Origin of the sequence: Sphaerothrix gracilis Ecp01 (genome assembly GCF_030405905.1) — a bacterium.
Taxonomy (GTDB): Bacteria; Cyanobacteriota; Cyanobacteriia; order Phormidesmidales; family Phormidesmidaceae; genus Sphaerothrix; species Sphaerothrix gracilis.
This window is the reverse complement of sequence record NZ_JASATW010000016.1, coordinates 62,068-85,933: the sequence shown is the minus strand read 5'-3', so window position 1 is coordinate 85,933 and position 23,866 is coordinate 62,068. Positions and strand designations below refer to the sequence as shown.

The 23,866-nt window shown below is 52.7% G+C and carries 20 protein-coding genes and 1 tRNA gene; 12 read left to right on the top strand and 9 right to left on the bottom strand.

All coding sequences use genetic code 11. From position 1 onward, the window contains the following. The first annotated feature begins 70 nt into the window (after positions 1 to 70). Positions 71 to 874, top strand: coding sequence for a M15 family metallopeptidase (locus QJQ48_RS17980; RefSeq protein WP_346292630.1), 804 nt, complete (start codon positions 71 to 73; stop codon positions 872 to 874). Then, the gene (locus QJQ48_RS17975) at positions 874 to 1,569 is read left to right on the top strand and encodes an ATP-dependent Zn protease (RefSeq protein ID WP_346292629.1); all 696 of its coding nucleotides are present in this window, start codon (positions 874 to 876) and stop codon (positions 1,567 to 1,569) included. The genes QJQ48_RS17980 and QJQ48_RS17975 overlap by 1 nt, the downstream gene beginning before the upstream one ends. On the opposite strand, the gene QJQ48_RS17970 is transcribed toward QJQ48_RS17975, so the two are convergent. Continuing rightward, positions 1,566 to 2,519, bottom strand: a complete 954-nt coding sequence (locus QJQ48_RS17970; protein ID WP_346292628.1) for a GGDEF domain-containing response regulator — start codon at positions 2,517 to 2,519, stop codon at positions 1,566 to 1,568. The genes QJQ48_RS17975 and QJQ48_RS17970 overlap by 4 nt on opposite strands. A 551-nt stretch (positions 2,520 to 3,070) precedes the next feature. Between QJQ48_RS17970 and alaS the strand changes: the two genes are divergently transcribed. Together alaS and QJQ48_RS17960 are read left to right on the top strand one after the other, a co-directional pair. Next, the gene (alaS, locus tag QJQ48_RS17965; RefSeq protein ID WP_346292627.1) at positions 3,071 to 5,731 is read left to right on the top strand and encodes an alanine--tRNA ligase; all 2,661 of its coding nucleotides are present in this window, start codon (positions 3,071 to 3,073) and stop codon (positions 5,729 to 5,731) included. Positions 5,732 to 6,141: 410 nt separating this feature from the next. Next, positions 6,142 to 7,908 (top strand): EamA family transporter, encoded by a 1,767-nt coding sequence (locus QJQ48_RS17960; RefSeq protein ID WP_346292626.1) that lies wholly within the window; start codon positions 6,142 to 6,144, stop codon positions 7,906 to 7,908. A 43-nt stretch (positions 7,909 to 7,951) separates the two neighbouring features. Here the strand turns inward: QJQ48_RS17960 and QJQ48_RS17955 are convergent. Then, positions 7,952 to 8,039: transfer RNA gene (locus tag QJQ48_RS17955), tRNA-Ser, on the bottom strand. A 138-nt stretch (positions 8,040 to 8,177) separates the two neighbouring features. Between QJQ48_RS17955 and QJQ48_RS17950 the strand changes: the two genes are divergently transcribed. The 6 genes from QJQ48_RS17950 to QJQ48_RS17925 all read left to right on the top strand — a co-directional run bounded on the left by QJQ48_RS17950 (position 8,178) and on the right by QJQ48_RS17925 (position 12,520). Then, entirely contained in the window at positions 8,178 to 8,546 is a 369-nt protein-coding gene (locus tag QJQ48_RS17950) for a 2Fe-2S iron-sulfur cluster-binding protein (RefSeq protein WP_346292625.1), read from the top strand. An 18-nt stretch (positions 8,547 to 8,564) separates the two neighbouring features. After that, complete coding sequence (locus tag QJQ48_RS17945) at positions 8,565 to 9,101, top strand: thermonuclease family protein (RefSeq protein ID WP_346292624.1); 537 nt, start codon at positions 8,565 to 8,567, stop codon at positions 9,099 to 9,101. An 11-nt stretch (positions 9,102 to 9,112) separates the two neighbouring features. Next, positions 9,113 to 9,940, top strand: coding sequence for an inositol monophosphatase family protein (locus QJQ48_RS17940; protein ID WP_346292623.1), 828 nt, complete (start codon positions 9,113 to 9,115; stop codon positions 9,938 to 9,940). A 103-nt stretch (positions 9,941 to 10,043) separates the two neighbouring features. After that, complete coding sequence (locus tag QJQ48_RS17935; RefSeq protein ID WP_346292622.1) at positions 10,044 to 10,994, top strand: J domain-containing protein; 951 nt, start codon at positions 10,044 to 10,046, stop codon at positions 10,992 to 10,994. After that, positions 10,994 to 12,235: an ATP phosphoribosyltransferase regulatory subunit gene (locus QJQ48_RS17930; protein WP_346292621.1), complete on the top strand. Its 1,242-nt coding sequence runs from the start codon at positions 10,994 to 10,996 to the stop codon at positions 12,233 to 12,235. Before QJQ48_RS17935 ends, QJQ48_RS17930 begins: the two co-directional genes overlap by 1 nt. Positions 12,236 to 12,292: 57 nt before the next feature. After that, positions 12,293 to 12,520, top strand: coding sequence for a ferredoxin family protein (locus QJQ48_RS17925; protein WP_346292620.1), 228 nt, complete (start codon positions 12,293 to 12,295; stop codon positions 12,518 to 12,520). A gap of 155 nt (positions 12,521 to 12,675) precedes the next feature. Here QJQ48_RS17925 and QJQ48_RS17920 read toward each other — a convergent pair whose 3' ends face one another. The 7 genes from QJQ48_RS17920 to QJQ48_RS17890 form a co-directional block, all read right to left on the bottom strand. After that, positions 12,676 to 14,097 carry a cytochrome c biogenesis protein gene (locus tag QJQ48_RS17920; protein WP_346292619.1) on the bottom strand — a complete coding sequence of 474 codons (1,422 nt, stop codon included), beginning with the start codon at positions 14,095 to 14,097 and terminating at the stop codon, positions 12,676 to 12,678. A gap of 49 nt (positions 14,098 to 14,146) precedes the next feature. Continuing rightward, a complete protein-coding gene (locus tag QJQ48_RS17915; protein ID WP_346292618.1) occupies positions 14,147 to 14,890 on the bottom strand; it encodes a cytochrome c biogenesis protein CcdA in 744 nt (247 codons plus the stop codon). A gap of 84 nt (positions 14,891 to 14,974) precedes the next feature. Then, entirely contained in the window at positions 14,975 to 16,192 is a 1,218-nt protein-coding gene (locus QJQ48_RS17910; RefSeq protein ID WP_346292617.1) for an FtsW/RodA/SpoVE family cell cycle protein, read from the bottom strand. A gap of 164 nt (positions 16,193 to 16,356) precedes the next feature. Continuing rightward, positions 16,357 to 16,560: a rod-capping linker protein CpcD domain-containing protein gene (locus QJQ48_RS17905; RefSeq protein ID WP_346292616.1), complete on the bottom strand. Its 204-nt coding sequence runs from the start codon at positions 16,558 to 16,560 to the stop codon at positions 16,357 to 16,359. Positions 16,561 to 16,847: 287 nt separating this feature from the next. Continuing rightward, positions 16,848 to 17,333 carry an allophycocyanin subunit beta gene (gene apcB, locus QJQ48_RS17900; protein WP_346292615.1) on the bottom strand — a complete coding sequence of 162 codons (486 nt, stop codon included), beginning with the start codon at positions 17,331 to 17,333 and terminating at the stop codon, positions 16,848 to 16,850. Between the two features lie 60 nt (positions 17,334 to 17,393). Beyond that, positions 17,394 to 17,879 carry an allophycocyanin subunit alpha gene (gene apcA / locus QJQ48_RS17895; protein WP_346292614.1) on the bottom strand — a complete coding sequence of 162 codons (486 nt, stop codon included), beginning with the start codon at positions 17,877 to 17,879 and terminating at the stop codon, positions 17,394 to 17,396. Between the two features lie 469 nt (positions 17,880 to 18,348). Continuing rightward, positions 18,349 to 21,603, bottom strand: coding sequence for a phycobilisome rod-core linker polypeptide (locus tag QJQ48_RS17890; RefSeq protein WP_346292613.1), 3,255 nt, complete (start codon positions 21,601 to 21,603; stop codon positions 18,349 to 18,351). Between the two features lie 460 nt (positions 21,604 to 22,063). Between QJQ48_RS17890 and QJQ48_RS17885 the strand changes: the two genes are divergently transcribed. Both QJQ48_RS17885 and QJQ48_RS17880 read left to right on the top strand, forming a co-directional pair. Continuing rightward, a complete protein-coding gene (locus tag QJQ48_RS17885) occupies positions 22,064 to 23,260 on the top strand; it encodes a class I SAM-dependent methyltransferase (protein ID WP_346292612.1) in 1,197 nt (398 codons plus the stop codon). 230 nt (positions 23,261 to 23,490) lie between these two features. Further along, the gene (locus QJQ48_RS17880) at positions 23,491 to 23,838 is read left to right on the top strand and encodes an ATP synthase subunit I (protein ID WP_428843063.1); all 348 of its coding nucleotides are present in this window, start codon (positions 23,491 to 23,493) and stop codon (positions 23,836 to 23,838) included. Positions 23,839 to 23,866: the final 28 nt, after the last annotated feature.

The window sequence follows — 23,866 nt, the reverse complement described above, 5'->3', positions numbered from 1 at the left end:
AAATCGAGTCGTCTGTGAGCCTTGCCGCCGAGCAGGCTACGAACACCCGGGTTAACGCATATTGACTGCTATGGATGATATTCCAGAGGCTTTAAGGGAGGGGGCACTTGGCGATCGCAGCGATCGTCCGACTAGCTCTCGCTGGCTGTGGCTAGGAATTGGCATTTTTGCCGCAGTGGGGCTGGGTGCCTTCACTGCTTGGCAAACAGCCGCTCTTAGCCAGCGCAGCAGCAATGGCGCAGTAACGCAGATGGACGCCGCTGCTGAGGATGCCGCGCGCGTTGTTATGGCTGAGCCGACTTCTTCAACCGCGGTGACTGCTGCGCAGGTGCCAACTATACTGGGGCACAGAGCTTATGAAGAGGTACCCCGCGATCGCTTGGTCAAGATCGTGGCGGATGGCAGCATCAAGCTAGAGCGGGCTGCTGCTGAGAAGTTTTTAGATATGCAGGCCCAAGCTAGAGTGGAAGGCATTTACCTCCGTCCCGTCTCAGGCTTTCGCTCTAATGAGGATCAAGACTATTTGTTTTTTCAGATCAAAGCCGATCGCACCCAGCGGACTGACGTACGGGCCGAAGTCAGCGCTCCACCAGGCTACAGCGAACACCATACGGGCTATGCCATCGATATCTTAGACGGTTCGCGGCCCGATATTGATTTGGAAGTCGCCTTTGAAAATACGCCCGCTTTTCGCTGGCTGGAGCAGAATGCGGCTCGCTATAGCTTTGAACTCTCATTCCCGAAAGACAATGTTCAGGGAATTAGTTATGAACCCTGGCATTGGCGATTTGTCGGCGATCGCGATAGCTTAGAAACGTTCTATAAAGAAGACAGCCGCCCTGAGCCTGCAGAGTCGGCGCCAGCCCCTCAATAATGCGACAAACTACGCTCAATCTCGTTGCCATCAGTATTTTTGCCCTAACGATGGCCAGTCTGCTAGGGCCACTGCTGCAGGTTTCCCCTGTCATTCCGGCGGCGGCGACGGTAGGCTTGCTAGGCATTGTCACGCTAGACCAGCTGAGCCTTGGGGGAAGACTGGGCGCTATTGTGATAGATGGCCTAGATCGGACCTCATCAACTTATCGAGAACGCATCTTACATCACGAAGCAGGCCACTTTTTGATAGCGCATCTCTTAGAGATTCCGGTGGTTGATTACACCCTCAGCCCTTGGGAAACCTGGCGCAAAGGGCTGCCGGGGCTAGGGGGCGTTGTTTTTGATACAAGTGCTCTAGAAGAGGCGTTTGCCCAAGGCCAGATTTCGGCCCAGTCGCTCAACCACTTCTGCATGGTGTGGATGGCGGGTATCGCGGCTGAGCAAATTGTCTATGGAGCTGCTGCTGGTGGCGACGACGATCGCCAAAAGCTACGCTTGGTCTGCGTCAATCTGCAAATAGCAGTCAGTCAAGCCGCTATGCGAGAGCGCTGGTCACTGCTACAGGCTAAAACGCTAATTCAGCAGCACCAGGCGGCTTACTCTGCCTTGGTGCAGGCTATGGCCGAGCGAGAGCCAATTGCTGTCTGTCGTCAACTGTTGCGCGAGCAATGCCAGCCGGAAACCGCTACTTAGCCGCTCACCGCCCGGTTGCGCCCTGTCGATTTCGCCTTCAACAAGTTTTGATCGGCTCGCTGCAGCAGTGCCATGCCTGAGTCGGTTCCATCCTGGCGCAGACTGGCAACACCAACGCTGACTGTGATAGGCAGTACTAGCTCTTGCTCTGGGCTGGCTGGTATCACGCTGAAAGGATGCTGGTGAATTAGCTGGCAGAGTCGCTGGGCAATCTGAGCCGCTTCGGCAGCACCAGTATCTGTCAGAGTAATAGCAAACTCCTCACCCCCATAGCGATAGGGCGTATCATCAAAGCGCATGTTGTGCTTGAGGCGCTCGGCTAGCAAGCGCAGCACTTGATCGCCGACCAAATGACCGTAGGTATCGTTAACAGACTTAAAGTAGTCGATGTCAATCAGCAGCAGGCTAAAATCAAGCCCTTTATCTTGAGCATTTTTGATCTGGCGAGATAGCTCCCAGTCAAAAGCGCGGCGGTTCCCGATTTGAGTGAGCGCATCTGACAGAGCGATCGCGGAAAGGAAATTATTTTCCTGCGACAACGTGCGATACAGGCTGGCCTGACGCAGTCCTGCTGCCACATAGGCTCTTAAGAGTTCTTCATAGCTGGGATCAGCGGTCGGTAGGGCTAAATAGGCATTAGCGCCGGCTGCTAAGGCTAAAATCGTCTTGCTGATATCGTCAGCGCCCAGAGATAGGGCTGATGACTGGTGAACTAATAAAATGCAGTAGATCCAGCTTAGCTGTGGCCCTTGTTTAATCTGCTGACAAAGTTCCCAATTTAGCGGTTGGCTGGCCTGTAGCAGGAGCAGGTGAGGCGGCGAATTATAAATGAGCGTTTCGGCCTCACCATAGCTTTGGGCCGTTAGAATTTCTGCCTCCAGTGAGAGAATCTGCTCTGAGGTTTTGCGGCAAAACGGGCGATCGCCCACTAAAAGCAAGGCTCCAGTCATGTGTGGGTAAAAAGGAAGTTTGATATGGGCACACGACAGGCCAGTTCAGGCAGTTTTAGAGATAGTCTAGTGTATGAGTACAGTAGGGTTAGCCCTAAAAATGAGTCTGAAAGCGGAAAAGTTGATGTTCTGACGCGTCCCCGACGTTGGTTTTTTAGGAGAGCTTAGAGCCTCCCCCAAAGCCCCTTTACCTGATTTTGCTATGGCAGCGGCATAATCGAGGTCTCAGCATCTACACTTTAAGAGTGAGCCTCAGCAAATAGACCAGTGCAATTAGCGAACAGCAGGAATGTTGTCACAGCCTGCATGGCGGTAGTCTGTTTGACTTCAAGGTCAGATACACTGGCTCCGGAATCTTAAGGTAATCGCTAGGTTAAAGGCAAGATAACTGAGTGTATGCCAGTATTCTGCCCAATCTGACTAAAATTACAGCCTCAGTCGCTCTTACCTATATCGGTGAGCTGGAAATCTTAAGCTTGAGCTTTTTGACAAATATCGTTCAGAATAGAAATCTAAAAATCCACATTCCAAAATCCATACCCAAGCCGTTCATGCCTGTTTCTCGGTCTCAGTCTCAACCCAGTATGCTAAGTGGTGCAGAAATTCGCCAGCAGTTTCTGTCTTTTTACGCAGAGCGTGGGCATGAAGTGCTGCCTAGCGCTTCGCTGATTCCTGAAGACCCCACGGTTCTGCTAACGATTGCAGGAATGCTGCCCTTCAAGCCAATTTTTCTAGGACAGCGACAGGCAAACTTTGATCGAGCTACCAGTTCACAAAAGTGCATTCGCACCAACGACATTGAAAATGTGGGCCGTACGGCACGGCACCATACTTTCTTTGAGATGCTGGGCAATTTCAGCTTTGGCGATTATTTCAAAGAACAGGCGATCGCTTGGGCTTGGGAACTTTCCACACAGGTTTTTGGTTTGCCGCCGGAACAAGTCGTGGTTAGCGTTTTTGTAGATGATGATGAGGCGTTTGCCATTTGGCGCGATCAGGTCGGTATTCCGGCCCATCGCATCATTCGTATGGGCGCTGAAGACAACTTTTGGGCGGCAGGGCCTACGGGGCCTTGTGGTCCCTGCTCTGAGCTGTACTACGACTTCCAGCCTGAGAAAGGCGATCAGGACATTGACCTAGAAGATGATAGCCGCTTCATCGAGTTTTACAACCTGGTCTTCATGCAGTACAACCGGGACAGCGAAGGTACGCTGACACCGCTGCAAAACCAGAATATTGACACGGGTTTAGGGCTAGAGCGCATGGCTCAAATTCTGCAGCAAAAGCCCAATAACTACGAAACCGATCTAATTTTTCCGATTATTCAAACGGCAGCCGCGATCGCGCAGATCGACTATGCCCAAGCCAGTGAAGCGACAAAAACTTCGCTCAAAGTCATCGGCGATCATGTCCGAGCTGTCACCCACCTAATTGCCGATGGCGTCAAAGCCTCAAATGAGGAACGCGGCTACGTGCTGCGCCGTTTAATTCGCCGCGTGGTGCGGCATGGGCGGCTGCTAGGGATCGATCGCCCCTTTACGGTCGAAGTAGCAGAGTCAGCGATTGGCCTGATGGCGGCTGCCTACCCCAACCTGAAGGAACGAGCCACTGCGATTAAAGCCGAGCTAGAGCGAGAAGAAAAGCGCTTTTTAGAAACTCTCGATCGCGGCGAAAAGCTGCTGGCTGAAATTATCCAACAGGCGATCGCCGCCAAACAGTCGCAAATTTCCGGGGAAGATGCTTTCGTCCTCTACGATACCTACGGCTTTCCGGTGGAGCTAACTGAAGAAATAGCCGCCGAACAAGGGCTGAGCGTTGACTTAGCGGGTTATCAGGCCGAGATGGCGCAGCAGAAAGCGCGATCGCGGGCGGCCCACGAAACCATTGACCTAACAGTGCAGGGCAGCTTAGATAAGCTAGCCGAGCATATTCACTCGACTGAATTTTTGGGCTATACTGCCGCGACTGTTGATAGTCCGGTGGAAGCCATTTTGATTGCAGGCCAATCAGTTGAACAGGCTGAGGCCGGAGCCGAAGTGCAAGTTGTTCTATCGCAAACGCCGTTCTACGCTGAATCTGGCGGCCAGATTGGCGATCGCGGCTATCTCTCTGGCGACAATCTGCTGATTCGGATTGAGGACGTTAAGAAAGAAGGCGAGATTTTTGTCCATTTTGGTCGGATTGAGCGGGGGCAAGTCCGCGTTGGTGACGGGGTTTCGGCGCAGATTGACCGAGCCTGTCGTCGCCGCGCTCAGGCCAATCACACGGCAACCCATTTGCTCCAGGCAGCCCTGAAGACAATTGTGGACAACTCTATTTCCCAGGCGGGTTCACTGGTTGACTTTGATCGCCTACGGTTTGACTTCAACTGTCCCCGTGCCCTTACCCCGGCAGACCTGCAGCAGATTGAGGCGCAGGTCAACACCTGGATAGCTGAGGGCCATCAAGCCGACGTGATGCTGATGCCGATCGCTGAAGCTAAGGCCAAAGGGGCCGTCGCCATGTTTGGCGAAAAGTATGGCGATGAGGTGCGCGTGATTGACTTTCCGGGCGTCTCAATGGAGCTGTGCGGCGGTACCCACGTCAGCAATACGGCTGAAATTGGTGCTTTTAAGATTATTTCGGAGTCGGGTATCTCCGCTGGCGTGCGTCGGATTGAGGCGGTAGCAGGACCAGCCGTACTGGACTATCTCAACCTGCGAGATCAGGTGGTACGAGAGCTGAGCGATCGCTTTAAGGTCAAGCCGGAAGAGCTGCCAGAACGGGTGGCTAACCTCCAATCAGAGCTAAAAAATGCCCAGAAAACACTAGACGCTCTTAAGTCCGAGCTGGCCCAGGCTAAATCGGCTCAGCTTGCAGATAGCGCTAAGCCCGTTGGCGACTTTAAGGTGCTGGTGTCCGAGCTAGAAGGCGTTGATGCCGAAGCGCTGAAAGGGGCCGCTGAGCGCCTGTTGCAAAAGCTGGGCGAAGGGGCAGTGGTGCTTGGCTCAGTGCCCGATGCAGGTAAGGTTAGCCTGGTGGCGGCGTTTAGTCCGATGGTGGTCAAGCAAGGCCTTCAGGCAGGCAAGTTCATTGGCGGCATTGCGAAGCGCTGCGGCGGTGGCGGCGGCGGTCGGCCCAACTTGGCTCAGGCCGGGGGGCGACAGCCGGAGAAGCTGCAGGAAGCCCTGACCGCCGCTGAGCAGCAGCTTGTTAATGTGTTAATGCCTTAGGGCAAAAACTCAGAGTCAGCCTAACATTTCACTGTGACTCCCAGATCTGATTTATCTCTGATGAAATGATCGTCTAAGCTAGCAGTTCGCTGACGCCTGACCCATTCTGTTTTTGTCGGCGGATTTTTTAGCTATCTATAAGGTGATTGATATTGCCGTTGACTTGCCGGTGGCAACCATAGCATTCATTAGAGCAGTTGTTCCTTTAGTATAGGCATCAGACAATCTGTATCCGCGCAATAAAATTATCGATCCGTTACAAACCTTTGCTCAAAATCAATCCAGTAAGATTGAGTGAGATCTTTAGCCAGTTTTTGCGCAAAATAACAACAACAGTTTGTGGAACTTTCTAAATCAGCCGATCTAGAAAGCTTGGTTTAGTGGACGAACTTTTTCAAAATTCTCAACTCATGGGGCAGCAAGACGATCTACCAAATCAGCCAAAAGCGTCTGCCCAGGATCCGGCAGCCATTCTAAAGGAGCTACGGCAAGATTTAGATCAGTTTCAGCAGCAGTTTTCCGGGCAGTTAGTCTCAGAGATTGAGCAGCTTCAGGCCCGTAAGTCTCGCCTAATGCAGGATCTAGAACTGCTGGAGGCAGACTATGAAGCTCTACAGGCTGATTATCATTCTCTACAGACCGACAAAGAAATTGCGCTGTCTAAACAACAGCAGGCGCAGCAGCAGGTTTGGGCTAAGCGCCTCGCTCAGGCTTTGGCAGGACACCTGCAGGCTCAGCTGACTCAGTCTCTTCAAGCCGCTGCGTTAGAGGCGCGTGATTTGCCTGCCAATGTGCCCACTGATGCTTATCGCTCAACCCACAATATCAATCAGCTACTAACGTCCTTGGACTCTAGCTTGAGCAGCACCTTGCAGTCATTACAGCAAGACCTCAACAGCTATCAGAGCGGTCTGAATCGGCAAATTAGCCGGATGCATTCTCTGGAAAAACAGGGGGAAGTCATCTTAGATGCTCTAGTAGGACGGCTCAATCAGCAGCTACAGCAGCAAATGGGCCAGATACCGCCGTCTGCCGACTCTTATCTCCAATCTCCCAGAGCGCAGATAGCCGGTGAGACGGCGGATTTACCACCAGAGCAGCTCCCGGCTCCGGCTCGATCCCTCGGCCCTGCCTCTGTACGTCAGCTTTCGCGGCTGCAAAAGGGCTTAGCGCTGATCTTTATGTCTACCCTGGCCCTGTCTTTTCACAATGTTTTGGTGCAAATTATCGGTCGGGGAGCGCGGTTGTTCAATTTACTGCCCGTGGGGCAAGTTTTGCCGCTGAATGTGCCCAATGCCCTATTGCTGCTGTTTCTGCGGATGCTGGTGGTGCTGCCGATTATGGCGCTGATTGCACCGCAGCTTTATCCTGCCGTTTGGCGCGATTTGAGTCAGTTTTTAGAAGGACGCGATCGCCGTTCGGTTCTGCAGGTAATTGGCAGCGGTTTCTTTTTGTTTACGTCCCAGATTCTAATTTATAAAGCTATTCCTGAAATTGGTTCCGGCGTGGCGGTGACGCTGCTGTTTATGTATCCGTTGATTACGGTGCCGCTGGCCTGGTTCTTGTTTGGCGATCGCCCGACGGCTCTGCGCGGCATGGTGATGGTAGCGATCGCTATGGGTATCTTCATGGTTTCCTGGCCGACCATCAATAGCTATCTACTTGCTGGAGGCAATATTTCGCCTTGGGGGCTAGGAGCTGCCTTGCTCTCTAGCGTTGCTTTTGCCTTGTATCTGATTGCCATGCAGATTAGCTTTCGCAAACTGCATCCGGTGCCAGTTACCTTGCTGCAGTTCACCACGATTCTGGTGCTAACAGGCGGGGTCGTCGCGGCTTTATCTGTTTCCCAAGCTTTGGGCTATCCGCTGCTGGGAGCGCGGTTGGAGCCGCCGCTTAATGCGTCGGCTTTGGTGATTAGCTTTTTGCTGTTAGGCGTCTTGACCCTGATAGGCTACTTGTTCAATAACTATGGCGTTCGTCTAATGGGGGCTGCTAAAGCCTCCATCGTCGCCTCTAGCGGCCCGGTAGTAACGGCAGTACTCGCTGCTATCATTACGCCGGGGGCTCAGACTAACCTACAGCTCATTGAGTGGATTGGCATTTTGCTGGTCACTTTAGGCGTTGCCGCCCTGAGCTTTGAGCGCATGACGGGCAAGAAGAAACGTGCCGCTAGTTAGCTGTCAGTTAAAGATAAAGACTTGCAGCCGGTAAAAATTAAAACGGAGAGGGAGGGATTCGAACCCTCGTTACCCGGTTAGGATAAACAGCATTTCCAGTGCTGCGCCTTCAACCACTCGGCCACCTCTCCAGAGGTGCATGTTTAGTTTTCTGCACTGAATCGATATCGTATCAGAAATTCAGCCCCAAAGCACAGAAAATCTCAGATTTGCCAGCACAGGCCGCTATGATCGAGGCTGTGGACACTTGGTTTGCTGGCTTTTAATTCATGACTGATTCTTACACTGTTCGGGTTCATCATCGGCAGCAAGGGACTGACTATACGGTAGAAGTGCCTGCCGATCGCTATATTTTGCAGACTGCCGAGAATCAGGGGGCCAACTTACCCTTTGCCTGCCGCAACGGAGCCTGCACCACCTGTGCCGTGCGGGTGCTTTCTGGTGAGGTCAACCAGCCAGAAGCAATGGGGCTTTCACCTGATCTGAGGCGTCAGGGGTACGCGCTGCTGTGCGTTAGCTATCCCTGCTCAGATCTAGAGGTAGAAACTCAAGACGAAGACGAAGTTTACGAACTGCAGTTTGGCCGCTACTTTGGTAAGGGGAAAGTCCGCTTTGGACTGCCTTTAGATGAAGATTAAGCGGGTGGGAAAAGAGCGATGCTGCGATCGCGTTTTTGGGCTTTTCTCTGGAGTCTGTGGCTGGGGGGTTGTCTTTGGGGTTGTCAGCCTGCGCTGCCGGTTGGGCAGACCTATCTAGTTAGCGTCGAGCGGGCGCTGAGCGGTCAAACCCTAGCGCTGACAGCGCCAATCGGCCCTAACGCTGCTGTTGATCAAATCCGGCTGGCCGGCATCCAGGCCCCCGATCTGAAGCAGGTGCCTTGGGGAGAAGCCGCGCAGCAGCGCCTGCAGGAACTCATTGGCAAAACGGTTCGTATAGAGCCTGTTAGCTTAGAGCCAGATGATTACAATCGTCTCTGGGCCTACGTCTGGCGCGATCGCCAGCTAATTAATCAGCAGCTCGTGCAAGAAGGCTACGTGCTGGTCGATCCGCTCAGCTTGGAGACTTCGCCCTATCAAACAGCCCTGCTTCGCGCTCAGGAACAAGCTCGTCTGGTCGGCCTCGGTATCTGGCAGCCAAAGCAGCCGCTGCGACTCACCCCTGCAGAATTTCGCCAGCAGCAGTCCCCCTCCTAAATTATCGAACTATGACGCCATTAGACTTACAACGCTTTCTAGATATTGCTACTGAGGCGGCGCTGGCTGGTGGGGGGATCCTGCAGCAGTACTGGGGACAGCTCAAGCAGATAGAGGAAAAGGGACAGGCCGATAATATTGTCACCGTGGCGGATAAAGCAGCTGAAGCTGAGGTGCTAGCTGTACTACAGCGCCACGTACCAGAACACGCCATCTTAGCCGAGGAATCTGGAGCGGCAGGCGCGGCTGAGAGTGACTATCTTTGGGCGATTGATCCGCTCGATGGTACGACCAATTATGCTCACCAGTATCCGTTCTCAGCGGTGTCAGTAGGGTTATTGTTCCAAGGAAAACCTATCGTAGGCGCTATCTTTGATCCTTTTCATAAGGAGCTGTTTCGAGCCGCTCAGGGTATGGGGGCTACGCGCGATCGCCAACCTATTCAGGTTTCTGAGACGGCAGTTTTAGCCAAAAGTTTGCTCGTGACCGGCTTTGCCTACGATCGCCGCGAAACAGCAGACAACAACTACGCCGAATTTTGCCACTTTACCCATTTAACCCAGGGGGTTCGGCGCGGCGGTGCGGCCTCTTTGGATTTAGCCTATGTGGCCTGTGGGCGCTTGGATGGTTACTGGGAGCGGGGACTCTCTCCTTGGGATATGGCCGCTGGCGTTGTTTTAGTAGCAGAAGCGGGCGGCAAGGTAAGCGCTTACGATCAAAGTCCTTTTGATGCCTTTTCTGGTCGCATCTTGGCAACCAACGGTCACCTACACGCGGCAATGAGCCAAGAATTGAACCAGGTGCGACCCCTACCGCAGTTCGCACCTCCTTCAAGCTGAGCAGGGTACTGCTAAGAGTCTGGTGCATTTTCAGAGACCGAGGATACACTGAGATCAATTAAGCTGGATTCACCCAGTAGAGGGACTATCGCTAGAGCCACCTATGAATATCACCGCAGGGCTTTTTCAACTGGATTTCACCGATCACTATGCCGTTCTGGGGCTACCTGTCGAGGCGGATGCCAAACAGGTGCGTAAACGCTATCTCAGAATTGCCCGTAAACTGCACCCGGATAGCTTTTCCAGCGCTAGCGAGAGCGACAAGAAGCAGGCGAGTGAGTTTCTTTCTAAGCTGGTGAATCCTGCTTACGAAAAGCTCAGTCAGGAGAAAGAGTTCACTGAGTACAATCTCCTGCTACAGCTTAAAGGCCAGCAGCTAAAACGGCAGCCCGATACCTGGCAGGTCGATAGCGAAACGGCCCGCCAGATGCTCACCAGCAGCAACATTGAGCAGCTCTACATCAGCAATCTCAAATCTTTGGCTGAAAAACAGTATGAGTCTCTCGATACGGTCCTAGAAACCATAGGGCAAATTAGCGAGCTGAACCTGGTTTACCTGATGCGCAAATCAGCAGAAGGACAGCCAGCCGGGCGATCGCCAGCGGCAGCGACGACGGCTGAGGCAGCAGCTGCTCCGACCACTAGCCAGTCAGCTACCACCGCGCCACCTACTCCCCGTCGGCGGCAAAACGTCATTGAAAGCTATCTCAACCGGGCTAAAGAATTTGAAGATAAGCAAGACTTCAACCGAGCCATTTTGGAACTGCGCGAGGCCCTTCAGTCTCATCCTAAAAATGCTCGCTGTCACCATCAGCTAGCTGGGGTCTATATGCGTAAAGGACAGCCCAAGATGGCTAAAATTCATCTGGCTAAAGTCTTTGAGCTGAGTCCTGAAAGCGAGTTAGGCAAGAGCGCTCAGCGCCGCTTGGAAAATCTGGAACCTAAAACCAGTGGCGGCAAAGGAGGTCGTCAAGCCAGTGGCAAGGCCCAGGCGCAAACGGCTGGCAAATCACGCGGCGGACTCTTTGGATTGTTTGGTGGAAAGAAAGGCTAATGGTTTATCAAACCCCCTCTGGCGCTAGGGACCTGCTCCCGCTAGATGTGATACAGAAGCTCAGTATCGAGCATCAGCTTGACCAGGTTTTTCAGCGCTGGGGCTACCATCGCATCATCACTTCAACGGTTGAGCATCTAAGTACGCTGATAGCGGGTGGCGCTATTGAGCAGTCAACCGTGATTGAGCTGCAAAGTCCTCAGTCTGAACCGCTAGGTCTACGCCCAGAACTAACGGCCTCGATCGCCAGAGCTGCGGTAACGCGCATGGCTGACATGACCCATCCGCAGCGACTCTATTACAACGCCAATGTGTTTCGCCATGCCGACAAGGGGAGTCATGGCGGTCAGCAAGAATACTATCAGGCGGGTGTAGAGCTGCTTGGCTCTGGCGGTAGCCTAGCTGATGCAGAGATTTTGCTGCTGCTGGCAGACTGTCTTAGCAGCCTTAACTTACATTCCTGGCATGTCGTGTTGGGCGATGCAGGATTGACCCAGTCAATGCTGCTGCCTTTCCCGAACCAGGTGCGGCAGCAGGTGCGGCAGGCGATCGCCCAGCTTGATCGGGTAGCGCTTGAAGCTCTGCCCCTATCTACAGAACTGCGGCAGCGAGCCTTGCTGCTGCTAGATCTACGGGGTAGGCCAGAAGACGTGTTGCAGTCGGTGTCGCAGCTAGAGCTAACAGCCGAGCAGCATCAAATCGTGATGGCCTTAAAATCGCTGATTGCCATCCTGCAGGAAACAGCTCAGACACCGGAAGGAAAATCAGTAACTATTCCTTCCCTAATACTAGATCTCAGCCTATTAAAGCCGTTTGACTATTACACCGGCGTGGTATTTGAAGTTGTAGGCGATACGGAACTGGGCCGTCAGGTGATTGGTCAGGGAGGTCGCTATGACAACCTGCTGGGTGTTTTTCATCCAGATCAGCAGTCTTATCCCGGCATTGGCTTTTCGCTTAATATCGAAGCCCTGCAGCAGGTACTGGCAGCCCGTCATCAGCTACCCCAAGAACTGCCTGCAGCCGATTGGCTAGTGGTTCCCGCAGCCCCCCAGGCGGCGGCAGCGGCGTTTGCCCATGCCCAGAAAATTCGGGCGGCTACTAACTTAGTGCGCGTAGAAGTTCACCTAGCTGAACCGACGGCTCCTGCAGCGATTCGGCAGCTAGCGCGATCGCGCCAAATTAGCCGAATTGCCTGGATTCCAGTCTCGGGTTTGCCGGAAATTGAAGCCCTGAATTAGGCTGGTAGGGGTGCGCGCCAAGGCCGCACCGATGTTAGTTAAAAAGCGAGAGAAACTGTGCCGCATACCATTGTGACCAACGTTTGCGAAGGCGTGGCCGACTGCGTTGATGCTTGTCCGGTTGCCTGCATTCACCCCGGCCCTGGTAAAAACACCAAGGGAACTGACTGGTACTGGATCGATTTTGCCACCTGTATCGACTGTGGCATTTGTATTCAGGTCTGTCCGGTTGAAGGCGCTATCTTGCCAGAGGAAAAGCCCAATTTGCAAAATACGCCCACCTAATACTTAGCGCGATCGCCTGATTTCAAAGCGATCGCGCGATCGCTCACCTACCGCTATCAGGTCGTTGTTACAGATGGAAAAAATGCGTTATCGCATTGCTAGCCAGCTCAATACCTGTCTAACAATCCGTTGCTTCACGCTCAGTCTCTTATCTGTTAACTCCGCCCACCTGAGACAGAGGTAGAGAGATCCCTTGCCGCTGCTGGCTGTTCTACTTCAGGCTGAGCGAGCTGATCTAAAATACCGATCAACTCACGCTCAAACGTAACCTGTGCCCGGTTAGTACGACCGCCAACAAAAAGCTGACCCGCTTCTGTTTCCAGTGCCCAAACCTGCGAGTGAGAAACATAGCTCATCAACACGCCGATCATCAGTAGACCGAAGCCCGTATAAACCAGTGGAATACCGGGATCTGCTTTAATTTGCAGACCTGTGCTGCCGATTAGATCGACCACTGAGAGCGTGACGCCGTTGACCTCGACTGACATTCCCTGCCGCACCGTTGAAACGAGTTCACCTCGATTGCTGTAGATCAGCAGCGTCCCCTGCAAGTCTTTCGCAATCAGTGAAATTCCGTCGCTGAGATCGGGTTTTGTCGGCACCCAGGTACCCCAAAGCCGACCTGCATCGCCGGTATTGAGCTTACCCATAGGAAATTCCAGTACCGGACTATTGTTGATCTTCACTTTGACGGCAGCAATGCCCCAGTCTGCCTGATATAGGGTCACGTTTTTGTAGCGCAGCGGCGAGTTGACAAAAATAGTTTTTTGCTTGACCTCTTCTCCCGCCTGATCCAACACAGACAGATCAGAATAAAACTGGTTAATGCTGCCCTCTGGTGTATAGTCAATCCAAAAGCGGTTGACTCGCACTGACCAGTTTTTAGGAATTTGGGCCTCGGCCCAAGGCCCGGCGTCAAAAATATTGCGAATTTGAAAAGTCTCGCCGCTGGGCACGATTTCTTGCGCAAAAAAGCCCGTCATTGCGCCGCCGATCGCGCCTAGTAAAATCAGCAGCATACTGGCATGAACCACAATTGGCCCAATGCGCCCTACGAGGCCCTTGTGGGCATAGAGCGAATTGTCTCGGTGAAAGATACGATAGCGCCGCTGCTCCAGCAGCGGACTTAGATTAGCCAGAGAGCCAGCGGAAAACTCACTGCTAAGGGCTAGCTTCGTAAACTGGCGCGGTTGGGTATAAAAATTCCAGGTACGAGAAAACCAGCGTAGGGCTGTAATTTGCCGCGTGAAGGTGCAGGCGGTGAGGCTAGCGCCAAACAAAATCAGCAGCGACAAAAACCACCAGGTACGATACACATGATCTAACCCGACTATTAGCAGCACTTTCCAGGTCAGGAAGCCAAAAAGGGCGGGATCTTCTGGATAGTTAGCCTGGTAAAACGCTAAAGTTTGTCCTTGCTCAATCACGGTACCCGCCACGCTGAAGAGCGCGATCGCCAGTAAAAGCGCGATCGCCAAACGCAGGTCTGCCAGCAGCGGCAATAGTTCGCGCCGAAAATAATGCTTAATGCCTGCCCATAGCCGAGTCGTTGTAGCAGATGTCTGATCTGAAGACATGGTAAAAGTTAGGTCTTAAGGTTATGCAAACGAGGAAGGTAAAGCAGTTTTATAAAATACCAGCGGCTAAAACTCGGTTCAGCAGGGAAAAAACGCCAAAGCCAACTAGTAAAACGCCGCTGGCAGGGGTAATCCAGCCCGACCACTGGCGCAGTTCTAAAAGCCTTTTGATGGTGGCGGTAAACGTGCCGGCCAGTACTAAGGGAGCCACGTAGCCCACCGTATAGGCCAGCAGCAAAGCTGCCCCCAAAACCGGATCGCCTGTAGCCGAAATCCAGGCTAGTAGCGTCGCCAAAACCGGGGTGCTGCAGGGGGAGGCGACTAAGCCAAAGGTCAGACCCAGCAGATAAGATTTGACACTCTGAGGCAGATTTTTCTGGACTAAATCAGTTGCACCTAGAGACGGCAGCCGCAGGGGAAGCGCTTCTAAAAGATTCAGCCCCATCAAGATAGCTACCAGACTGACCACAATCGGTAGGCCGATTCCCACTTGGCCATACACCTTGCCAAAAACGGCTGCTACGATGCCTAGGCCCGCCAGCGTAGTCGCTAACCCCAGGGCAAACCAAACCGACTGCACTGCCGCTTGCAGCCGATCTTCAGTGTCATAAGACCCCATATAGCCGACCGTAATCGGCAGCATTGAGAGCATACAGGGGGTGAGGCTTGTCAGGAGCCCAGCGGTAAAAATAATGGCGACACTGAGAAAAGATAAGTGCCCTAGCTGCTGGTTCACTAAATGGTCAGCTAGCTGGCTGAGCTGATATAGATAAGCCTGTAGCGTCTCAATCATGCGTCGTTAGGATAAGCCTCAACAAAACAGCGGCGTCTTTCCTATTCTATCGAGTCGGTCTGGGGGTTTTCCCTAAGTCTATGGCTATGAGGAAAGATTGCGCTTGGGACGACGCTCAGGCAGCGATCGCTTTTGTCGCTTTGACTGCCAGGTAGGTAAATCAATCACTTTCTGGGCTTCGCCAGCTTCTCGCGCCACTCGAATCAGCAAAGCTGCCGTCAGCAGGCTAGAGATCATAGAGCTGCCGCCGTAGCTAAAGAAAGGAAACGGCAGGCCCGTTGTTGGCAGTGCCCCCGCAGCCACACCAATGTTTAAAAGAGACTGCCCTACTAGCAAAACCATTGCCCCGACGGCAATGAGGCGATAAACCGCATGATTGCACTGCAGAATGACCTTAAGGGCGAAACTGGCATAGACCGCTAGCAAGCCCAGCAGAGCTACACAGCCAGCAAAGCCAAACTCTTCGGCATACACCGAGAAAATAAAGTCGGTATATTGAATCGGCAGATAAAAAAGCTTTTGCTGAGACAGCCCAAAACCGCTGCCCCAAGCCTGCCCTGAACCAATAGCCAGTAGGCTCTGCACTAGCTGATAGCCGCTCTGGGTTGGATCAGCCCAAGGATTCAAAAATGAAATAATTCGCTGTCGCTGATAGGCTTTGAGACTCACGCTAATCACAGCCAGTCCTATACCACTGCAGGCTACCAAAGCCAGCGATAGATAAGGCAGGCCCGCTGCCAGTGCAATCAGCCACAGGGTCATGCCGCAGATAGCAGCCGTGCTGAGATTAGGCTGTAGCAAAATTGCGCCTACCACCAAGGCAAAAATGGCTAACCAAAGACAGCGGTTGGTCCAGGGAACCCGGGGCCAGAGACCAAACAGCCGAGCTGCCTGCAGGACTAAGAACGGTTTTAGTAACTCTGAGGGCTGAACCAGAAATGGCCCTAAAGCCAGCCAGCGTGTAGCGCCGTTCACCGTAACGCCTAAACGAGGCATCAGCGTCACGATAATTAAGCCGAGCAGCAGCAGCAAGACAATGCCCGAAACTTTGACTAGCTTCTGCAGGGAAGTCTGAATAACTGTCTGAAAACCAATTAGGCCAATCGCTATCCACAGCAGCTGAATTTTGAAATAGCGCAGACCATCTCCATAATCTGCATCGGCAACCGGATAGGAGGCAGAGTAAAGCACAGCCAGCCCTATAACTAGCCACACAATCGTCAGCCAGCGCAGCATCCTGGCCTCTTTAGACCAGGTCTGGGCCGATGCGTTAAACAGAGAAATAAGCTGACTCAACTTCAATGGCTGGCGCGACAGAAGATTAGAAAACAGTATATCGAAGAGCTTCGCAGAAGATGAGTTAGTTTGCTGAATTTTTTAGCAGAGGTTTGCGGTAAAGTTTCCCTTTAAAAAGCAAAGAGGCCCCGGTATTCCGTAGCCTCGATCGCCATATTTGCTATAGCTGCTTAGAGCAGACCCGTATTTAGGCCAGGACGTCCTGTTGCTAACTCAACCTTGACGATGGTGCCGCCCATCTTTTGAATTCGCTGCTGCTCACGAAACCAGTTGGTGTAGGGGACTAGCTTAGTGAAGTAGGTATTCTGCAGCTCCCGCTGGGTGCGAATTCGGGTTTGACTGGGAACACAGGCAGTTACTTTGAACATGCGCATGGTGGAAGATCTCTCCTAATCAACAACGTAGATAAAAATGAAAAATTTTAAGCGGGTTAGCTTTAGCTTTAAGCTTGATGTCAATAATTAACTTTGTCAGGCCAACAGCAAATAAAAAGCGATCGCTGTTAGTGCTAACAGGCTCCTAAAAAGAGCCGGAAGTCGAGAGCCAATGCTAAGTAATCAGAACTTGCAGTGATATCAACAAGCTTTTGACAACTCAACACTCACCCCAGACTTCCGTCGCTCTAACTCAGTCTGCGGTTATAACAGACAGCTAGAAAGTCCTAGCTTAAACCGGAGCAGATGTAGTCGAAGTACACGCCCATTTCCTTGCCTGCGTCAGCGCCAACGAGAGAAGCAGTGACTTCTTTCATCGCTTGAATCGCTTGAACAGTAGCACCGATGGGTACCCCTAGTGAGTTGTAGGTTTCCTTCAGGCCGTTGAGCACTCGCTCATCGAGGATGGAAGGATCGCCTGCCAGCATCGCGTAGGTGGCATAACGTAGGTAGTAGTCCAGGTCACGAATGCAAGCAGCATAGCGACGGGTGGTGTACATGTTGCCACCGGGGCGGGTGATATCAGAGTACAGCAGGGACTTAGCTACCGCATCACGAACGATGTCGGCCGCATTAGCGCTGATGGTGGTGGCAGCCCGTACGCGCAGTTCTCCAGTCTGGAAGTAAGCCTTTAGCTTATCCATAGCGGAGGTGTCCAGGTACTTACCCTGAACGTCAGAAGAGTTGATTACAGAAGTAATTGCGTCTTGCATGTTTTTGCTTCCTTAATAGCCAATTCTCAAAGTAACAATCTTTCTCTGCAAGCTGAGAGATTACTGCATTGCGCCGACAACGAAGTCGAAGTAAGCAGCTGCTTCAGCCGCATCTTCGCTGGAGAGCATGGAAGAAGCAACGCTCTTCATGCAGCGAATAGATTCAGCCACTGCCGGAACCGGCGTGCCCAAAGAGTTGTACATTTCACGTACGCCTACGAGGCCGATTTCCTCAATTGGAGTGGTGTCGCCTGCAACCACACCGTAGGTAACGAGGCGTAGATAGTAGTCCATGTCCCGCAGGCAGGTAGCGGTCATTTCCTCACCGTAAGCATTACCACCAGGAGAAACCACGTCAGGGCGCTTCTGGAAGAGCTGATCGCCAGCTTGCTTAACGATGCGCTCGCGGGACTCGGTGAGTACCTGAGCGATGCGCAGGCGGCGCTCGCCGGAGGTGACAAAGGACTTAATCCGATCTAGCTCACCTGGGCTGAGGTAACGAGCCTCAGCATCTGCATTCACGATTGACTTCGTGACAATACTCATTGATGGATTCCTCCAGAAGAATGTAACCAGGCTAAATTGCGCTGGTGTTCAACAGGTGAAAAGGGCTGATCCTTCGATACGCCTGTGAGGCTTAGCTAATAGACTGCTGACCAGCTCTTCATCAGCTTTGCTTCAAAATGCGTACCGCAGTTAGCGCCAGATCCTCCGTGGAGGCCACAGAGATACCGGAGCAATCCAGCTCATAAGGCTCAGCTACCTTCCGCAAATATTTTCCGGCATTAAGCCATGCTTCTTAGAGTTATCTCAATATTTTGTAACATTATTCCTCAGAATCATTGATTTCCTCCAGATGTCAATTCAGTGTTGCTTTTCGTAATATTCCGTTAAGCCTGAAATAGACAAAAGCGATCGCGGCTCAAGCTGGCTCGAACCGCGATCGCTGATGGGTTTCTTGCGGCTAGAGATAGCGGCTTTGAGCTACCTCTAGCAAATCAAGGTCAGTTTGGCGCTAAACCGCCCGCTTATAGGGAACGCCACGCTCACCAAAGTAGCGATTGTACTCGGTGTCTTGCACCAGCGTCGCTACCGCTGCGGCTAAGCCCTGTTCTGAGAGCATTTGGCTCAGCTTAGCTGCTTCACCTGGCTGCTGGGGCGATCGCCCTAGCAGGTGGCGGCAGAGGAATTCTGCTTGCTTGGCGACGGGGTAGGACTGGCAAAAACGCTGGCGATAGGCCTCAGAGGTGGCTAGCTGCTGCACGAACTGACGAACGGTAATTTGCCGCGATCGCAGCTGATCCTCTAGCTGAGGCTGCTGTAGCTCAGCCGGAATATCACCCACCGCTACGTCCATCACCTGACGATAGCTGGCCTCGATGACCGCTTCTAGGTTGTGGCCAGAGTCTGAGAGGCGATACACCCGTGTGCTCGTGGCTGGCTGAGTCACAGCCGTTGCTGGCTGCACGGAACGACCAACACCCGCTACCATCGACTCCTGGCGCTTGGCCTGAGCGGCTCCGTCAGCGAGGGCCTTGGCCATAATCGGCATGTTGGCCGTCTCCATATCCGGCTTGACTGGGCTAAAGCTGGGCACAACTAAGTCCTTGCTTTGCTTTGTCAGGCGGTTGTATAGCCGCTCCGTATTGGGGAAGTTGGCTGCAGGCAGGGTGGGGAAGCGACGGTAAGGCACCGTGTCTTCGCCAAAGTATTCGGCATACTCAGGGGTGCTGAGCATGGCAAAGATGAAGCCCCTAATGCCTTCACTGGCCAAAATCTGGTTGTACTTACGGATTTCAGCCTGATCTTGAGGCGCTCGGCCCAAGAAATGCTTGGTTCCTAGCTCAATCACCTTGGTATTGGGGTAGGGCGTATAGAACTCTCTGAGGTAGAGTTCGGAGCATCCCAGACCCTCAATAAACTCCTTGAGGTTGATTTCGCCATTACCTAGCTTGCTTTCAAGCTCCGTAAACTCATTCTTGATCACGTAGGGAGCAATATCGCGCTCAAAGATCTGACGGTAAGCCGCTTGAACTAACTGTTTCAGGGCGGGTTTGTCAGCTAAGGTTGTCAGCTTAAAGATCTTGGTTTGCTGACGCTGACGATTGACGCCCTGCTGCACGCGAGAGCGAACATCGGGGGTGGTTCTGCTTTCAGAAACCGCTCCCAGCTCAATAAAGCGAGGGGTTGTTTCAGGCTCGACTTTGGCGCCGCGCTCCTGAATAGCACCCACCCGCAGCGATCGCATTGCCACACCCGCTGGCGTTAAGTAGCGCTCGTAGGGGACGGTGTCTTCGCCGAAGGCTTCTTCGTACTCTTTGCTGTCAATCAGGGCATCGACCAGGGCATAGAAGCCCTGCTTTGCGCAGGTATCAAAGTAGCTATTGATTTCCTGACGACCGTAGGTAGGACGGCCCAACAGACGGCGATGAATATATTCAACCGCCTTGGTCACATACATGGAAGACCAGTAGAGGTTGCGGAAAGTGTCCGATTTCGCCAGCCGACGGATAAACTCACGCACGGTGATTTCACCGTTCTCCAGCTTGATCTCAGCCACGCGATCGCCCTGACCGGAATAGACATCGCGGCCAAAGACTTGTCGGTAAGCTGCTTTGATGACTCTCTGAGTGCCGCTTTCGGAGAACTTGACCCCCTGGTTGTTATTGCCTTGAGAGCCAATGCCTGAGAACGGGCGCTGATCTAGACGGAAGACTTTTGGCCCTAAGCTGCCTGGGAACTCACCCCGCGCTTTGGGATTACTGAGCTGGTTATTGATTCCTGGTCCCTGATGAATCAGGATGCGACGAGTATCTTTGTTAAACGGCGCTGGGCTGGTGCTGGGGTTGCGGGTTTCTTTCGGAAAGATAGCGCCAAACTGGATCTCCAGCGGATCGTTACCAGAGCCATAGGGATGCTGATCGGGTAGAGGCTGCTCGTAGCTGGCAAACAGCGTGATAAACTGCGGCACCTTGCGGAAAGGGGCGCTGTAGTTGAGCAGATCCTGCTGGGCACCCCAGTTGCGGCACTCCTGAGCCTCTTGACCCAAGCCGCGAATGTAGGGAACCGTTTCTTCGTTGAAGTAGTCGCCGTACTCCCTAGAATCCACTAGAGCATCCACGAAGGCTGACCAGCCGCCCTCAGAAATAATCGAGAAGTACTTTTGCACTTCTTCGCGAGAACTAGGGCCGCGTCCCAGAATGTGACGGAAGCCTAGCTCAATCGCCCGGCTGTTGATATAGGGTTCGTAGAAGTTTTTGCGGTAGAGCGGAGACTTCGCCAGCCGTCGAATAAACTCCTTCATGGAGATTTCGCCGTTCTTGACCTTGGATTCTAGGTCAGAAATTGATAGCGAATAAGCGCGGGTAATGTCTCGCTCAAATACTTGACGGTAGGCTGCTTTCACCACCGTCATCTTCTCGCTAGCAGAGAGTCCCGGCTTCATAGCATAGACCGGGCGTCTTTCGGCGGCGTTGTAGTAAATCTGTGGTAGTTCTAAACCCTGCAGATCAGATGAGGAACGCTGACGTAGCTTATTAGAAGGCGTCGGCGCTTTGAACTCGGAAACGACTACGCCAAAGTAGCGAGCCACAGTTTCCTGAGCTTCTGCATCTTGCTTGAAGTAGCTAAGCGCTACCTGCTCCATTGTTTGCAGTGCCACTATGGTAGCGGCGCTAGAGCAGGCATTTTCGATAATTTCCCGCAGCCCTCGGATATTGACCGAGAGAATATTGGGGTCACCCGCCACAATGGCATAGGTGGTGTAGCGCAGAAACCAGCTCAAATCCCGCAGCGACTTTTGCATGTTGCTGGGGCCATAACGAGAAACGTTAATTGGCCGAAATCCGGGAGGAATCGGCCCGGAACTGGCAGCGCTAAAAAGCGATCTCAGCCCTTCAAAAAATCCGCCTCCACTCTCAACATAGGTGGCGGTTCCCAGCTTAGCCGCTTCCTTGTCGTCTAAGACGGTACCCCCGCGGGTTATTTCAGGCGCATCCGTTTCCTCTGGTCTTTCCAAATAAGCCAAAGGCGATCCGCCCGTAAAGATACGATTGGCCGCCTGAGACACAATCAGTTCCGATTTGCGAGTCAGCGTTTGGGCAATTTCCAAACGCTTAGCGCCCGACTCAAAAAAATTAGCTAACTCGGTCAGCTCGCCCCGGGTGATATAGCGATCTTGCTGCTCAGCTTGGGAGATCGTGGCGACCGGAAGAGTCTGATAGAGTTGTGGCCGCGCAACAGAGCTTCCACCGCTTGCTGTAACACTCATTAGATCTCAAAGGCTCCCTTCTCAACTAGTGTCTGCATTCAGACCTGCCTTGCGATTCCAAGCTACTTGCTCAAAGGGCTACAAAGCGGAAACTCCAGCGCCGACTTTGAGTTTGTAAAATTGCATGGAATTGGTTAGTCAGGATTCAACCTAAAATTATTTATCTAGGTTTCAGATTAAAACGTTTCGGGATGTCACAGTGATTTATTAAAAAGTGTGTAACATCTCAGCGCTTAACTTCTTCAGGCAATCATAAGAGATAGGGGAAACTCCCTGAGAAAAAAGATAAGTTTTGTTACGTCATCGCAATAAAAGGCATCGTTTTTGACGTTTTGTTACGGCTTGTTGTCGTGAGTGTTTCCCCTGTGTTCTGTGGGCGCTGAAGCGGTCTGCCGCAGCCCTAGATTTCCCCTTAGCCTTAGATTTACCTAGATTCAATTGGACAAGCATTTAAACCGAGATGGAAGCATCAAAAACTCGTCAGATTAGCGATCGCGTCGCCCAGCTTTACAACACCTATCCCTTTCCGCCAGAGCCAATTTTAGACGAGCCACCGCCGGGCTATAACTGGCGCTGGAACTGGTTGGCGGCCTACGCTTTTTGTACAGGACAAAAGCCGCCTAGAGAGAATATCCGTATTCTGGATGTGGGCTGCGGCACGGGTGTCGGCACTGAGTATCTAGTACACCTGAATCCGCAGGCCGAAGTGGTAGGCGTAGATCTTAGCGTCGCCGCCATTGACATTGCCCGTGAGCGTTGTCGCCGCTCCGGAGCCGAGCGAGTCGAGTTTCACAATCTCAGCCTCTACGACATCGATCAGATTTCGGGTCAGTTTGATCTGATCAACTGCGTCGGCGTCCTGCATCACCTGCCCGATCCAGTCCGGGGAATTCAGGCGATCGCCCCTAAGCTGGCCCCCGGCGGCCTGATGCACATCTTTGTCTATGCTGCCTTAGGCCGCTGGGAAATTAGCCTGATGCAGCAGGCGATCGCGCTGCTCCAGGGCGATCGGCGGGGAGACTACACCGATGGCGTTAAAGTCGGGCGGCAGGTCCTCGCCTCACTACCGGAAAAGAACCGTCTGGTACAGCGCGAAAAGCAGCGCTGGTCGATGGAGAATCAGCGGGACGAGTGCTTTGCCGATATGTACGTGCATCCGCAAGAGGTGGACTACACTGTTGACTCGCTGTTTGAGCTGATTGCCGCTTCTGAGCTGGATTTTGTCGGGTTCTCTAATCCGCAGTACTGGCAGATTGAGCGACTGTTGGGCCAAGCGCCAGAACTAATTGAACGGACGCAAAATTTGAGCGATCGCCAGCGCTATCGCCTAATTGAGCTGCTCGATCCAGATATCAGTCACTACGAGTTTTTCCTCAGCCGTCCGCCCTTGCCTGTGGCTGACTGGCAAGATGAGGCTCAGCTACTGAAAGCCATCCCCCAGCGTCACCCCTGCATGGAAGGCTGGCCGAGCCAGTCTGTGTTCAACTACGACTACCAAATCACCAAGCTATCCCCGGCAGAATTTGACTTCTTGCAGGCCTGCGATCGCAATCAGACTTCCGAAACCGTAGGACAGATAGCAGAAAAATTATCGACGCCTTTGGAAACCGTGCGGCAGCTTCAGTCGCAGCAGCTAATTATCCTAGAGCCGCAATAGGCGATCGCTAAATCTAGCTGGCGAAAAATAATTCTGCAAAATCCAATACCCAAATTTCCATTAAGTATTATTGCCGTGATATGATCTGCTCTGGCTTGAAGGTTGGCTAAAGCTTTTATGCCAGCAAGGAATATGAGGTTGTGAGTTCGTCCAGAGAGTCTCTTGAAGTAGATTCGGTGCAAGCGTCAGACACAGAACCTCAGCTGTCCTCAGCCCAGCCGAGTGAGTCTATGCAGGAGTACTATCAGCTGCAGCAAGGTCTGCTATGGTACACCCTCTTGCTATCAGGAATTGTCTTTGGGTTTGTCTGGGTTTTCTATTCCTTGCACATCGCTCTGAATTATTTAATCGGAGCGTGCACAGGTGTGGTTTACTTGAGGATGTTGGCTAAAAGCGTGGCACAATTGGGTCGCCAAAAACAGCGACTCGGCAGCGGGCGACTGGCCTTGTTTATTGGCTTGATGGTTGTCGCTAGCCAACTCAACCAGCTTGAAGTAGTTCCTATATTTTTAGGTTTTTTGACCTACAAAGGGTCTTTGCTGGGGTACACAGTCTGGGCCGCGCTGACATCGGAATAATGGAATTTTCGGTAGTCTAGCATCCTTT